10 protein-coding genes are annotated in these 14,578 nt (G+C 34.5%); 8 read left to right on the top strand and 2 right to left on the bottom strand.

Translation table 11 applies throughout. From position 1 onward, the window contains the following. Nucleotides 1-87: 87 nt before the first annotated feature. From OEW74_RS02490 to OEW74_RS02480, 3 genes are all read left to right on the top strand, one after another. Complete coding sequence (locus OEW74_RS02490; protein ID WP_265426986.1) at nt 88-3,684, top strand: choice-of-anchor L domain-containing protein; 3,597 nt, start codon at nt 88-90, stop codon at nt 3,682-3,684. A gap of 448 nt (nt 3,685-4,132) precedes the next feature. After that, entirely contained in the window at nt 4,133-6,628 is a 2,496-nt protein-coding gene (locus tag OEW74_RS02485; RefSeq protein ID WP_265426985.1) for an ATP-dependent Clp protease ATP-binding subunit, read from the top strand. 370 nt (nt 6,629-6,998) lie between these two features. Continuing rightward, entirely contained in the window at nt 6,999-7,847 is an 849-nt protein-coding gene (locus OEW74_RS02480) for a lytic transglycosylase domain-containing protein (RefSeq protein WP_265426984.1), read from the top strand. 146 nt (nt 7,848-7,993) lie between these two features. On the opposite strand, the gene OEW74_RS02475 is transcribed toward OEW74_RS02480, so the two are convergent. Then, complete coding sequence (locus OEW74_RS02475; protein WP_265426983.1) at nt 7,994-10,276, bottom strand: cation:proton antiporter; 2,283 nt, start codon at nt 10,274-10,276, stop codon at nt 7,994-7,996. A gap of 224 nt (nt 10,277-10,500) precedes the next feature. Next, a complete protein-coding gene (locus OEW74_RS02470) occupies nt 10,501-11,463 on the bottom strand; it encodes a Gfo/Idh/MocA family protein (protein WP_066676301.1) in 963 nt (320 codons plus the stop codon). A 122-nt stretch (nt 11,464-11,585) separates the two neighbouring features. Between OEW74_RS02470 and OEW74_RS02465 the strand changes: the two genes are divergently transcribed. The 5 genes from OEW74_RS02465 (at nt 11,586) to OEW74_RS02445 (ending at nt 14,540) form a co-directional block, all read left to right on the top strand. Beyond that, the gene (locus tag OEW74_RS02465) at nt 11,586-12,236 is read left to right on the top strand and encodes a protein-L-isoaspartate(D-aspartate) O-methyltransferase (protein ID WP_139423848.1); all 651 of its coding nucleotides are present in this window, start codon (nt 11,586-11,588) and stop codon (nt 12,234-12,236) included. 35 nt (nt 12,237-12,271) lie between these two features. Continuing rightward, entirely contained in the window at nt 12,272-12,553 is a 282-nt protein-coding gene (locus OEW74_RS02460; RefSeq protein ID WP_265426982.1) for a hypothetical protein, read from the top strand. A gap of 28 nt (nt 12,554-12,581) precedes the next feature. Then, complete coding sequence (locus OEW74_RS02455) at nt 12,582-12,977, top strand: DUF1801 domain-containing protein (protein ID WP_265426981.1); 396 nt, start codon at nt 12,582-12,584, stop codon at nt 12,975-12,977. Between the two features lie 143 nt (nt 12,978-13,120). Next, nucleotides 13,121-14,089, top strand: coding sequence for a 2-hydroxyacid dehydrogenase (locus OEW74_RS02450; RefSeq protein WP_265426980.1), 969 nt, complete (start codon nt 13,121-13,123; stop codon nt 14,087-14,089). A gap of 151 nt (nt 14,090-14,240) precedes the next feature. Further along, nucleotides 14,241-14,540 (top strand): hypothetical protein, encoded by a 300-nt coding sequence (locus OEW74_RS02445; protein ID WP_265426979.1) that lies wholly within the window; start codon nt 14,241-14,243, stop codon nt 14,538-14,540. Nucleotides 14,541-14,578 lie beyond the last annotated feature (38 nt).

Below are 14,578 nucleotides of genomic sequence, written 5' to 3'. Positions count from 1 at the left end.
TTATGAAATTGTGTTAAAACTAATGTAAATGATTTTTGATTAAATTTTAATCAAAAAAAATAGTATTTTTGTTAAAAATAGTTTAAAATGTTAAATGGTAGATTACAATATTTGCTTCTTGGTTTGATGCTTCTTGGTAATTTTACTTTTTCTCAGCAGAGAAAAATAAGCAAGAGTATCAGTAAGCCATCAAACCTTACGATGAAAGCAGGAGCATTTATTGATGTCAATACAGCAAATTACACAGAATCTTCTTACAGTATAACGCAATTGGTGAAAGATGTGCTTATCGCAGGAGGCTCTACGTGTTCTACGGCGAATGTTTCCAATGTAGTAGTTTCTCCAAATCTTGCAGTGGGTGATCAAACAAGAAGCTGGGGATTTTTTAATAAAGGAACTACCAATTTTCCTTTCGCAAAAGGTATTGTACTTACTACAGGACAAGCCAGAAAATCTGGAAATTCTTACATCGCACCCTTTCTTCAGGATGTGTTGCCAACACAAGGTGATGTAGATTTGGCGACTGCGCTATCAGTACCGAATAGTGTGCTAAAAGACGCTAGTTATATAGAATTCGACTTTATACCTACAGCAACAGAAGTCACCTTCAGATATCTATTTGCAACAGAAGAATATGATAGTGATTTTCCTTGTAATATCGGGGATGGATTTGCTTTGCTACTGAAAAAAAATGGTGACCCTACCTATACTAATTTGGCAGTTTTGCCCGGTGGAGCAGGTCCTGTAAGTGTTAGAAATATCAGACCAGCAACAGAATTTGATGGATCTAATTTAGTATGTGGAGCTTTAAATGCTTCTTATTTTGCAGGGTATAATTATTCTAATATAGAAACTAACTTTAATGGGCGTACAATTCCTTTAACCGCAAAAGCAACTGTAATTCCGGGGCAAACTTATCATTTTAAAATGGTTTTGGCTGATTATCAAGATTCTCTTTATGATTCTGGTGTGTTTTTAGAAGCGGGTTCTTTTGATATTGGGGTGCAGATTTTAGGTGCGGGTGGAGTACAGTTACCTGCATCAATTAATGTGTGCGATAATGCTCCGCAGACTTTTACAGCATCTACTCAGGTTCCGAATGCTACTTATGTTTGGTATTTAAATAATGTGGTGATTCCAGGGGCAACCAGTGCTTCTTACACCGCTACACAACCGGGAGTTTATAAAGTTGAGGTTATGTTTCCTGGTAGCTCATGTCCTGGTTCAGCTACCGTAACGATTGTTGGAGGAACTTCTCCAACGGTTCAGAACGCAACATTGACAAGCTGTTATGGACCGGGAAATGTTAATTTTAATTTGACATCAGCTCAAGCAGCGATTAGTACAACTCCGGGAGCTACTTTTTCATATTATGTAAATCAGGCTGATGCAAATGCCGGAAATACAAGTACGATTGCAACTCCTACTACATTTTCAAGTGCAGGAAACCAGACCATTTATGTTTTGGTGAAAAATGGTTTCTGCTCTAAAGTAGCAGAACTTCAATTAATAAAGGCTCCACAGATTACAGCTACTATTGCAACACCAGCAGCTTTAACATGCGCCAATACTCAGGTAACGCTTAATGCTTCTGCGTCAGTTTATCCGACAGGTTCTACCTTTGCATGGACAACTACAGGAGGTAATATAGTATCAGGTGCGAATACTTTAAATCCGGTAGTTAATACAGCAGGAACGTATACTTTAACGATTACAAATACTTATCAACCAGGAAGTGTTGTTTGTACAGGAACAGCTAATGTAACAGTTTTAGGAGATAGCAATCCACCAGTAACAACGCTTACTGCAAGTAAAATTTTGATTTGTGCAGGTGAAACAGTAACACTTACTGCAGGAGGTGGTACTACTTATACTTGGACAGGGCTTACCGGAACAGGAAATACACAAACTGTAACTCCTGCTACAACCACAACGTACACCGTTACCGCACAAGGAGCAAACGGATGTACTTCTACAACGCCTGCAACAATAACGATTGAGGTTTCACAACCAATAACTGTACAAAATGCGACCCTTTTGAAATGTTATCAGCAGGGGAATATTACTTACGATTTAACATCTGCACAACCACAGATGACCACTGTAGCAACTGCAACTTTTGCTTATTACTTGCTTCAAGCAGATGCTAATGCAGGAAATGGAAATACGATTGCTGCTCCTACAACATTCCAAAGTGCGGGTAACCAAACAATTTATGTTTTAGTTAAAAACGGAGGATGCAGCTATGTGGTAACTTTACAATTATTGACAACAGCCGTTACCAATCTTACAATAGCTGCTCCACAAACAATTACTTGTGCTGTTCCTCAGATTACGCTTAATGCTGTTGGATCTACAGTTCCGGCAGGTTCAACAATTTTATGGACAACTGCAGGTGGAAATATTGTTTCAGGAGCGAATACTTTAAATCCGGTAGTTAATGCAGGAGGAGCTTATACGTTAACGGTAACGAATGTTACTCAACCAGGAAATTTAACGTGTACTTTTACGGCAACAGTAAATGTCGTTGAAGATAAAGTTTTACCTGTAGTTACTTTAACATCTTCTGTAGCTCAGATTTGCCCAGGTGAATCTGTAACCCTTACTGCTGCAGGTGGAGTAACGTATACTTGGGCAAATTTAACAGGGAATGGAAATACACAAGTTGTTTCGCCAGCAACTACCACAACGTATTCTGTTACTGCTACAGGAGCAAATGGATGTGTTTCTGCAGCTCCGGCAATAATTACTATTATTGTAGGACCTCCAACAGCTTTTATAGCGGCTTCTAAAGGGAAAATTTGTGCAGGTGAGTCTGTAACATTAACTGCAAGTGGTGGATTTACTTATAACTGGACAGGTCTTCCCGGAAATGGAAATACGCAAGTTGTAACTCCTACAGTTACTACAACATACGAAGTTTTTGCACTGGGTGGAAATGGTTGTGTATCAACTATACCGGCTAAAATTACCATTGAAGTTGTTCCAGCAATAGTTTCTACGTTAGCAGATGTATATGTTTGCGCCGGAGATCCAGCAACATTAGATGCAGGTGCAGGTCCAAATTATACTTATCTTTGGAGTACAGGTGCTACTACACAAACAATCACAACGAATGTTCCGGGATCTTATTCTGTCGAAATAAGCAATGGTACTTGTTCTAGATTGTTTACTGCACAGATTATGAATCCTGATCTTCCGCAATTTACGAATGTAGTTTACGATAAAGAAATGCTTACCATTTCGGCTTCAAATCCTACTGGTGGAGTGTTGGAATATTCTATTGACGGTGGTGTAAATTGGCAGGCTTCAAACATATTTTATAATGTATTGAAAAACACAAGTTACAATTTAATGGTAAGAACAAAAGATGCAAAATGTGGTACTACATTAGAGTTCTTTACTTTTGTTTTAAATAATGCCATTACCCCAAATAATGATGGAGCCAATGATTATATTGATTTTAATGGAATTATAGGTTATAAAAACTTTGCCGCTTCAATATTTGATAGATATGGTGCCGAATTATTTAAGGCAGACAAGTCAAATACCAGATGGAACGGTTCTTTAAAAGGTATTAATTTACCAACAGGAACGTATTGGTACCGCGTACAATGGGAAAACCCGGCAAGTAAAAAATTAGAATTAAAATCTGGATGGATTCTTCTGAAAAATAGAGATTAATTTTTAAAAAAAATATAAACAAAGCCTTTCTTATCCGGAAAGGCTTTGTTGTTTATAAAGTGTTGTTGTTCTTAAAAACTGTTATAATTAATTCTAAATAAATTATGATGTGAAATGATGTAGTACAAAGGTGAATTAACGAGTCACTTGTATGAAATTATTTCCTCAAGCTTTGCGAAGCAAATTTATTTGCCTTTGCCTTCTAAAAATGTAAAGTTTAAATATAAACCTTTGCGTCAAAAAGTTTTTTATGTTTAATGATTTTAAAACTCTTTCAATCATTTTCCAATTTCCAAATTGAGATTAATCAATAAGTTAAATATTCTTTTCAAAATAAAAATAAATCCCTGCAATTGTAAATAAACATCATTTAATTTTAATGATTGACAAAAAAAACTTATTTTAGTTATACCAAAAAAGTGTCAAAAATATTAATATTAAAATATAAATGGGAGTACTTGTTACCAACGAGACAGTAAAGCAGCTGTTTCATATTGCACAGTCAATTGCCAGAGAAAATTACAACGCTACTTACAGCGGCCCGCATATTTTGCAGGCTTTAATGCATAAAGATATCGGCTTAAATGAGTTTCTGAAAACCATAGATAAAGATCCGGGATATTTTTATGAATGGGCAGATGTGCGTATTGAAGATTATCCGAAAACTACTCATCTTCCGGCTGAAGTTGGTGAAGGAGAGTTTGTAGATCAGATTTTGGAAGAAGCAGATGATATTCGTTTAAAGCTTGGTTTAGATGAGATTACCCCGATCTGTATTCTTACGGCAATCGTAAAACCGCAGGTTGCTTTTACATTACAACAGTTGAAGTCACTTCCTTTAAGAGAGCACGAAATTTTCAATTTATACCGAAAAGATACCCCTTTTGCAACTTCAGAAAACCGCGATATTTCTTCTTTGTTTGGAGGTTCTTCAGACTTTTCAGATCCTTCTTTTCCATCCATTAAAAGCTATTGCGTAGACCGAACTGCACAGGCGAGAAACGGCGAAATAGAAAATATCATAGGTAGGGATAAAGAGCTTAGAATGTTGGTGGAAATTCTTTGCCGAAGAAGTAAACCCAACGTAATTATCGTAGGTGAACCAGGAGTTGGAAAAACCGCTTTGGTAGAAGGTTTTGCAACAGAAATCATCAAAGGAAATGTTCCCGAAATGCTTAAAAATGCTACTTTATTAGAACTCGATACGGGAGCTTTATTGGCAGGAACTTCTTATAAAGGTGAAATTGAAGACCGTCTGAAAAAAGTAATCAACGAATGCAAAAAAATTGAAAAAGCGGTTTTATTTATTGATGAAATTCACACACTTTTAGATCCAAAAGGAAGCATCGGAAATATCGGAAATATTCTTAAACCAGAATTGGCTAGAGGTGAAATTACCGTAATCGGAGCGACTACTCAAGAAGAATACAGAAAAATTATTGAACCAGAACAGGCTTTTAATCGTCGTTTTGAAGTTTTAACTGTGCTTGAGCCGGACGAAAAAACCTGTGTGAAAATGATTGATGTTTTATTGGATAGTTATAAAAAACACCACGGAATTGAAGTCGAAAAAACAGCACTTCCTGAATGTGTACGTTTGGCAAAACGTTATGCAAAAGGTAAAAAACTTCCCGATGCAGCAATTGATCTTTTAGACCGAACAATGGCAGCAATAAAAATGCTTGACGAACTTTCTGAAAAAGAATTGGAAAGCTGGAAAGAAATCTATGAAAATATTTTAAAAGAAGAATATTTTGATGATAAAGATAAAGCCGATGAATTAATCTGGAATTACCATTTATTGCGAGATAAAATAAGTCCGATTTTATGGGGATCTTTAAGTGAACAACCGCAAATCGATAATTCGATGCCGGTAGAATCAATTCAAAAAATAATAGAAGAGATCTATGCTGAACTTTTACAGCATGCGGCAAAAAAAAGAGAAAAAGTAGACCGTCTGGAATTAGCTGCAGTAATGGCGGCAAAAACCAATATTCCGATAGGTAAAATTCAGGCTCAGGAAAAAGAAAAATTGCTGAATATGGAAGGTCTTCTGATGAATAGGGTGGTTGGCCAGGATCACGCTTTGAAAATACTTTCAGATGCTATTGTTGAAAACCGAAGCGGTTTAAATAAACCGGGACAACCCATAGGATCATTTTTTCTTTTGGGACCAACCGGAACCGGAAAAACAGAATTGGCAAAATCAATGGCAGAATTGCTTTTCAACGATGAAAAAGCGATGGTACGTTTCGATATGTCAGAATTTAAAGAAGAGCATTCTGCAGCACTTTTATACGGCGCGCCTCCGGGTTACGTTGGTTACGAAGAAGGCGGAATGTTGGTGAATAAAATCAGACAGCAACCTTATACGGTGGTTTTGTTTGATGAAATTGAAAAAGCGCATCACTCGGTTTTTGATGTGTTTCTGCAGATTATGGACGAAGGAAAAGTGCATGATAAGCTTGGAAAAGAAGGAGATTTCAGCAATGCTTTGATTTTGTTTACTTCAAATATCGGTAGCGAAGAAATTGTAAAACAGTTTGAAGAAGGAAAAGTTCCTGAATCAAATTCACTAATGCAGATTATGTCGAATTCCGGAAGATTCAGACTAGAATTTTTGGCGAGAATTACAGAAATTATTCCGTTTGCACCGATTACAGAATCGATTGCTGAAAGAATTTTTAATATTCAGTTAAAATCACTTCATAATTCATTAACGAGATTAGGAATGAGTTTAAAAATTAGTGATGAAGCTGTGAAAAATTTAGCATTAAACGGATTCAGCAGTAAATATGGAGCCAGACAAATTTCAGGAGTGATCAGATCGCAATTGGCAAGACCGATTTCGAAAATGATCGTACGAGAAGAAGTAAAAACCGGACAAAACCTTTCAGTAGACTGGAACGCTGAAGAAGAAAAAATCAGCTGGAAAGTAGATTGATTTCAGATTCTGTATCAATTTTAATTTAAAATAAATTCTCTCGCAGATTTAGCTAATCAAGCTGGTTTATTAGAATCTGCAAAATCTGTTTAATCTGCGAGAATATTAAAAAGTGTTGAGCTGTCGTCAAATATTTAACATTAAGAAATTAAGACTTCAGTTCATATACTTAATGAAATTTAATCAAAATCAATTTATTGATTTCTTAAATTTATTGATTATTAAAGAACTTCTTAATTACTTAATGTTTTAAAATAAGAATAAACAATGTTTATTTAAGTGAAGAAAATTAAGAATATGAATTTTAAACATGTTGTAGAAATAATAAAAAGATAATTATGATTTTCGGCTATATTAGAAACACATAAAAATGAAACCACATTTCAAAAATATCATTTTAAGCGCTGCATTCCTTAGTTGTTCACATTTTGTGAATGCGCAGTTTCTTGCAGCATCAGATACTTCTGAAAGTAGCGTGAGAAAATACAAGAATATCATAGAAGCCAATAAAGAAATTGTCACTTTTATTGAATTTTCTATGGTTGAAAAAGGCCTACCAAAGCATTTGAGGAATTTAGCTTTAATTGAATCTCATTTCAATAGAAATATTACTTCAAGCGCCGGAGCAGTGGGAGTTTGGCAGTTTATGACGGCTCATGCTAACCAATATGGTTTAACAGAAGACCGGAGAAATGATTTGTACAGAAGCACAAAAACAGCTGCCGTTTCGTTGAAAAATTTATATAAAAAATACAACAATTGGGTAACTGTAGTTGCTGCTTATAATTGTGGCGAAGGGAATATTGCCAAAGCAATGCAGGCTGCCAATTCTACGCAGTATCATGTTTTTTCCAAATATTTGCCTGCGGAAACTATTAATCATGTCAAGAAGTATCTCAATGCGTGTTACGCAACCGGTGAACTTCCTGCCGTTTTAGCCAATTATAACGATGCAAGAACGATATCTCTTCTGAATTCAAGAAAGACAGATTCTCAGGAAATAGCTTTGTCGGAAACCGAAATTAATGCGGGATTTAAGTTGGGAGTCATTGCAGAAGAATTAAAAATTGACATGAATGACCTCTTGAGTTGGAACCCCGAGATTGTAAGCACTTTAGAGAATGATGGAGAAAGTAAACTCTTTCTTCCTACCGATCTAATGCCCGATTTTTTAATGAAAAAAAATGCAATTCTTTCGAAATCGATACGTACAAAATGATTTTAAATAGAAATCTTTCACATTCTGTTAATGGAGAAAACGAAATTTCTCAATGATTCTATTTTCATTTAAATATAAAAAGACCGAAACTCATTAAGTTCCGGTCTTTTTAAAATATCAATATCTAAATTTATGAAAATTATTTTTTAAGGATTTGATATAATCAGTGTTGAAGGAATATCCGACAACCAAAGACTTTTGGAATCTATCAAACCTCTCCAACTTTTTTTGCTGATCAGCATTAGATTCTGAGATTGTAAAAACTCTTTCTCGATCTGTTTTTCGTTATATAAAGTGATGTGATTGGGTGCAACCTGTTCGATGCTTCTGATGAGCTCTTTTACTTCAATATTATTTCTGATCTGTCCTGCAACATCCAAAATAATGATTTGTGAATTGTTATTGTTAATCAGTCTTTTTGCATATTCAAGCAAATAAAAATCACTTAAATTAAAGATAGGAATGAATACTCTGTCCGCAGAATTAAAGTCTCTGTCTACCAAAACTCCCACGGGAATATTGGTGTTATCGAGGATCTGCAGTGTAGAATCATCAAATGGAGAATTGTTGAAAATATTGCCTTTCCCTTTTACGGTGTTCAATAATTTTTCAGGATTAATGATTTTCGTGGTGAAACCTAAAAGTCTTCCAAGCAAACTTCCTTCGTACATCGATTTTCCGAGCATGATCAAAAGAAGATCATAATTTCCTTTATTCGAAATATTAGTCAGATCGTTTTCAATATCTGTGGAAGCTTTGAAAAGGGTAGTGACCTCAAGCTGAAGTTCCTGCGAAGTCTCGATCACATTTTTAAACTGCTCTTTCTCAAAGTTATCGATATCAAAAGCATGTAATTCGTCTACAGGAGCGATATTCATTGCTGTCACGCTTTTGTTGCCATTCATTTTATGCGTAAGATTATCGGCAAGTTTTAGTAATGTACTTCCAGATTCCGGAGTTTCAAAAGATAGAAGAACTCTGTATTTTGCACCATTTTCATCATGTTCTTCTTCTTCCAGCGACGATTTTTTACCTTTAAAGAAATAATTAATAATATCAAGACAAGGTCCGGTCATAAAGGTGGTAAATAATGCCATGATCACCAACATTGCAAATAATTCAGGACCTAAAACTCCAAGATCGTAACCGATATTTAAAACAATAAGTTCGGTTAAACCTCTTGTATTCATTAATGCACCAATGGTGAGGCTGTCTTTCCAGCTTAGTTTTAAAAATTTTGCGGTCAATGCACTTCCTACAAATTTTCCGACAACGGCTGTAAGAATAATAAATCCGCCTATTTTCCAAAGGTGTGGATCATTTAATAATCCGATTTGTGTTCTTAAACCTGTAAATACGAAGAAAAGCGGAAGCAATAAAACCAAGGCAACATCTTCTATTTTTTCGATGAAAAGATTTCTGAATTTTACATTTTCAGGCATAATTGCACCTGCCATAAAAGCTCCGAATAATGCATGAATCCCGATAACTTCTGTTGCGTATGATGAAATAATAAGAATTAAGAAGAATACGGCAACCAAAGCTTTGCTGATAAAACCTTTCCCTTTCTGAGATTCTGCAATCCTGTGTAAGAATGGTCTTACTGCTTTAATCATGATGAAAACATAAACGATCGCCATGATAATCACGAAAATTGATCCCGAAAAAGATCCTGCTTTTACCACTGCAATTACGGCAGCCAATATACACCAGGCTGTAATATCATCGGCTGCAGCACAGGTAATAACTACGGTTCCTATTTTGGTTTTATGTAAATTCCTTTCCTGTACGATTCTTGCGAGAACCGGAAATGCGGTGATACTCATTGCAATTGCTATAAATAAAGCAAAGGAACTGAACTGAATTCCTTCAGGAGCAAATTCTTTATAAATGAAATAAGACAGCCCAACTCCCAAAGCAAAAGGAATAATGATGCTTGCGTGGCTGATGACGACTGCATCGTGCGCTTTTTTTCTTAAAACACTTAAATCAAGCTCCATTCCTACAATATACATGAAGAGAATTAAACCGATCTGACTTAAAAATTGTAAGTTTCCTAATGATTCTTTCGGAAAAATAAACGCAGAAAGTTCAGGAAAATATAATCCAAAAAGAGAAGGTCCTAAAACAATTCCTGCAATCATTTCTCCAATTACGGAAGGCTGTTTTAGCTTCACACAAATCCAGCCAAATAATTTTGCAACCAAAATAATGGTGACAATTTGTGCCAGTAAAAGTGCTAAAGGATGATGTAAGTTAGATAAAAAAGAATCGGTGAAGTTTTCCCACATTGTATTTCCGGTAACTTTGTTTGGCGGTATGTTTTCTCCTATTTCCAGAGTTTTTCCTTCCACAAAGAACCAATACATCAACCTAGAAAAAAAGATGATTGTTGCGACATAAAAAATAATATTTCTATATTTCCCCATAATCAATTGTCATTTATTTGAGTGTAAATTTCTAAAGAATAAACGGATGGAAAAACTTGTTTTTTTTGAAATGTAATGAATACACAGAATAATGTAATGAAAAGAACAGATCTGTAATTTAACTTTGGGGATGAAAAAATCCCTTTCAGAAACTAAAAGGGATTGGTAATGTTTTATAATTATATTTATCAAAATGATAAATGTAAATTTTAATCTGATTAAAATTAAGAAATCAGTTTCATAATTTCTAAAGCGACTTTCAATGCTTCGGTTCCATCTTCCAAAGAAACTTCTACATTTTTATCTTCTAAAATGGCATCAGCAAAAGAATTTAATTCATCTAAAATTGCATTATTAGCCTGAATATTTGGATATTCAAATAAAATCTGATTTTTTTCACCTTCTGCATTTTCAATGATCATATCAAATGGAGTAGGGTTTTCCGGAGCATCTTTCATTCTAATGACCTCAGCTTTTTTCTCTAAGAAATCAACAGAAATATAAGCGTCTTTCTGGAAAAAACGGCTTTTTCTCATCGCTTTCATAGAAATTCTTGATGTCGTTAAATTGGCAACACACCCATTTTCAAATTCAATTCTTGCATTGGTAATATCCGGAGTTTTGCTTACCACACAAACGCCGCTTGCATGAATGTTTTTTACTTTTGATTTTACCACGCTCAACAAAATATCAAGATCGTGAATCATTAAGTCTAAAACTACAGAAACATCCGTTCCGCGAGGATTAAATTCTGCCAAACGGTGAATCTCAATAAACATCGGATTCTGAATATAATCTTTTGCACCAATAAATGCAGGATTGTATCTTTCAACATGACCAACCTGTGCTTTGATGCCGTTTTCACGACATTTTGAAAGGATTTCTTCAGCCTGTTCGAGAGTTTGCGTTACTGGTTTTTCAATGAAAAAATGAAGACCTTTTTCGATAGCTTTCAGAGCATAATCATAATGATAAAGTGTTGGAGTAACAATATCCAACATTTCAATCTGATCTAATAATTCATCAAAATTTTCAAAATATTTATATCCGAATTCAGCTTCTAGCTTTCTTCCGTTTTCTACATCTTTATCGTGAAAACCTACGAAATCGTATTTATCAGACTGATTAAGAAGTCTTAAATGTATTTTTCCCAAATGTCCGGCGCCTACCAAACCTGCTTTTAACATAGCGTTGTAATTTTTGTAAAGATAATAATTTTAGGTATTAGGAAATAGATGATAGGTTTTAGGTTGATAAGTATTGATTGTTTTTTTACTTTTGTAGCTACACTATCTAATAACTGTTGATGATGCATGATTCGTTTGTACATAAAGGGAAAAGAAAAAATTTGGTTGAATATCTCAGACACAAGATTGGGATTTCGGATGAGAATGTACTTTCTGCAATAAATGAAGTACCAAGACATCTTTTTATTGAAAGTATTTTTGAAGATTTTGCATACGAAGACCGTGCTTTTCCGATATTGGCGCATCAGACGATTTCTCATCCTTCAACGGTGGCAGAACAATCAGAACTTTTGCAGGTGAAACCAGGAGAAAAAGTGCTTGAAATAGGAACAGGTTGTGGTTACCAAACTGCAGTTTTATTAGCTATGAAAGCTTTAGTTTATACAGTGGAAAGACAGAAAGATCTTTTCGATTTTTCTAAAAAGAAACTTCGTGAAATGCATTTGTACCCAAAATTTCAAAGTTTTGGTGATGGCTTTGCCGGACTTCCTACTTTTGCCCCTTTTGATAAAATTATCGTGACTTGCGGAGCTGCTGTTTTACCGACAGAATTATTGAAGCAATTAAAAGTAGGTGGAAAAATGGTCATTCCTTTGGGACCGACCGACCAACAGGTTTTATACCGATTTACAAAAATTTCTCCTACAGAAATTGAAAAAGAAGAGTTTGGAGCGTATAAATTTGTACCGATGTTGAATAATACGAATCAGTAAGCTGAAGATTAGTTCTCGTAGCCTGTAAATGTATTATGAATCAAGAAAAAAAGAATACACTAAAATCAATAGTATTTTATATAATAGCAATATTGGTGATAGTTGTAATAAATATTTCAGGGAAATTTAAATCCGGACCATGTACACCAAATTTAGATGTTTTATCTGTTTTTATTTTTATAATACTGAATGTCATTTTGTTGATTATTAATGGAGTAAAAGCATTTGTGATGAAGAAAGAAACAAAACTTTCAACTATTGTACACCTTGCTGTTCTAATTATTTGGATTATTTACATTAATTTTAAAGTAGTTTAAACGTAGCCAAATTTTCAACCAAAATGATATGATTAATCCAGATATTTTTGATTATAACGAAAGACAATCATATTCAGACAAAGAAATTTGCATGATACTTTCTCAATTGATTGATTCTGGACTGAATGATGCTGAAAATAAAATCTGGCACGCTCATCCGGTTTGGTTTTTAGAAGGAAATCCCATTGTGGGTTACAGCAAACAGAAAAAGGGAATTCGCCTGATGTTTTGGAGCGGAAAATCTTTTAATGAAGAACAGTTGAAAGTAGAAGGTGAAAAATTTCAGGATGCCTCTATATTTTATAATAATGTAAATGAAATTAATGAAACTGATATTCTGCGTTGGCTTAAAAAATCTATAGAAATACAATGGGATTATAAAAATATTGTAAAAAGAAAAGGAGAATTGATCAGATTAAAATAATTTGTTTAAAAGATTAATCTGAGATTTTTCGGAATGAAAATTGGACTTTAATTTGAATGACATCAAAAAAATAAGTCAATAATAATTAATGAGAACCTCACTTGTAAAAGTAGTGAGGTTTTTATTTGTCTAAAAAATAAATAATGAAAGTTTTTATAAACAAAAGAATTCCTGAAACAGGAATTACAATGCTACAGGAAGCAGGTTTGGAAATTACAATCCCGGAAAATGATGATTTGTCACGTGAAGAATGGCTACAATACTGCAAAAATACAGACGCCATTTTAAATGTTGGAGCCAATGCATTTGATCAGGAATTTTTTGAGGAATGTCCTAATGTAAAAGCCATTGCTTTGTTCAGTGTAGGTTTTGATCATGTTGATATTAAAGAAGCCAATAAAAGAAATATTCCGATAGGAAACACGCCGGATGTTTTGAGTCGGGCGACTTCAGATGTTGCATTTTTATTGATGCAATCGGTTGCTAGAAGAGCGAGTTTTTATTTTCAAAAAGTAAAAGATGGAAACTGGGGGAATTTTGACCCGCTTTATGAGCTTGGACAGGAATTGTACGGTAAAACTTTGGGTATTTTCGGTTTAGGAAGAATTGGTTTTGAAATGGCTGAAAAATGCAAAAAAGCTTTCGGTATGAATATTATTTATCACAACAGAAGCCATAATGAAGAAGCCGAAACAGAGCTTGATGCAAAATATGTTTCTTTCGATGAATTAATCGAACAATCGGATGTTTTGAGTATTCATGCCAATTTTAAACCAGAACAAAGCAATCTTTTCAACGCTTCAGTTTTTGGAAGGATGAAAAAGAATGCCATTTTTGTGAATACAGCAAGAGGAGGTTTTCATAATCAGAAAGATCTGTATCAGGCTTTGGCGTCTGGACAGATTTGGGGTGCTGGTTTAGATGTTACCAATCCGGAGCCTATTGAAGATAATGATCCGATTTTACAGTTGTCGAATGTGTGCGTTCTTCCACATATTGGTTCGGCAACGATCGAAGCCAGAAACGGAATGGCAAGATTAGCGGCAGAAAATATCATCGCTTTTTCTAAAGGTGAAAAAATGCCTCACATTGCAAATCCGGAAGTGTATTAGTTAGAGGTGCGACATTTGAGATTTGATTTCGATTTTGCAAATTTGAAAAAAGGTTACAATTTTCGATTTGATTCTTTCAAGTTTTTCCTTGTTTCTACTCCAATTGGACTAATATTTGTCTATTCTTTAGTAACACTAAAATAAAATTATTATGATAACCGAAGATAACAAAAACGAGCAAGACAGAAAACTGGAGGAAATGGATTACAAACCAAGTGAAGATATTTTCAATAAAGAAAAACATATTCCTTTGGATGGAGACGGAAATCCTATCATCAATCCCGGTCACGTTAACGACGAAATGCCTTATGGTTTAGATATTCCGGGGGCTGAAGATGATGATAATTTTGAACAAATCACCGATCAGCTTCCTGATGAAGAAAATAATCTTTACAGCAGAAGCGATAATGAAGATGATCATGAAGAAGAAAATGAAGATATCGTAAATTAAAATATAAATCCCAGCTAATATGTAGTTGGGATTTTTTG

This window comes from Chryseobacterium sp. YIM B08800 (genome assembly GCF_026163565.1).
Taxonomy (GTDB): domain Bacteria; phylum Bacteroidota; class Bacteroidia; order Flavobacteriales; family Weeksellaceae; genus Chryseobacterium.
This window is presented reverse-complemented; position numbering and strand designations above follow the sequence as displayed.

Excerpts from the sequence above, each read along its gene's own strand:
- OEW74_RS02490 (WP_265426986.1), top strand. The coding sequence starts at position 88 with ATGTTAAATGGTAGATTACAATATTTGCTTCTTGGTTTGATGCTTCTT.
- OEW74_RS02485 (WP_265426985.1), top strand. The coding sequence starts at position 4,133 with ATGGGAGTACTTGTTACCAACGAGACAGTAAAGCAGCTGTTTCATATT.
- OEW74_RS02480 (WP_265426984.1), top strand. The coding sequence starts at position 6,999 with ATGAAACCACATTTCAAAAATATCATTTTAAGCGCTGCATTCCTTAGT.
- OEW74_RS02475 (WP_265426983.1), bottom strand. The coding sequence starts at position 10,276 with ATGGGGAAATATAGAAATATTATTTTTTATGTCGCAACAATCATCTTT.
- OEW74_RS02470 (WP_066676301.1), bottom strand. The coding sequence starts at position 11,463 with ATGTTAAAAGCAGGTTTGGTAGGCGCCGGACATTTGGGAAAAATACAT.
- OEW74_RS02465 (WP_139423848.1), top strand. The coding sequence starts at position 11,586 with ATGCATGATTCGTTTGTACATAAAGGGAAAAGAAAAAATTTGGTTGAA.
- OEW74_RS02460 (WP_265426982.1), top strand. The coding sequence starts at position 12,272 with ATGAATCAAGAAAAAAAGAATACACTAAAATCAATAGTATTTTATATA.
- OEW74_RS02455 (WP_265426981.1), top strand. The coding sequence starts at position 12,582 with ATGATTAATCCAGATATTTTTGATTATAACGAAAGACAATCATATTCA.
- OEW74_RS02450 (WP_265426980.1), top strand. The coding sequence starts at position 13,121 with ATGAAAGTTTTTATAAACAAAAGAATTCCTGAAACAGGAATTACAATG.
- OEW74_RS02445 (WP_265426979.1), top strand. The coding sequence starts at position 14,241 with ATGATAACCGAAGATAACAAAAACGAGCAAGACAGAAAACTGGAGGAA.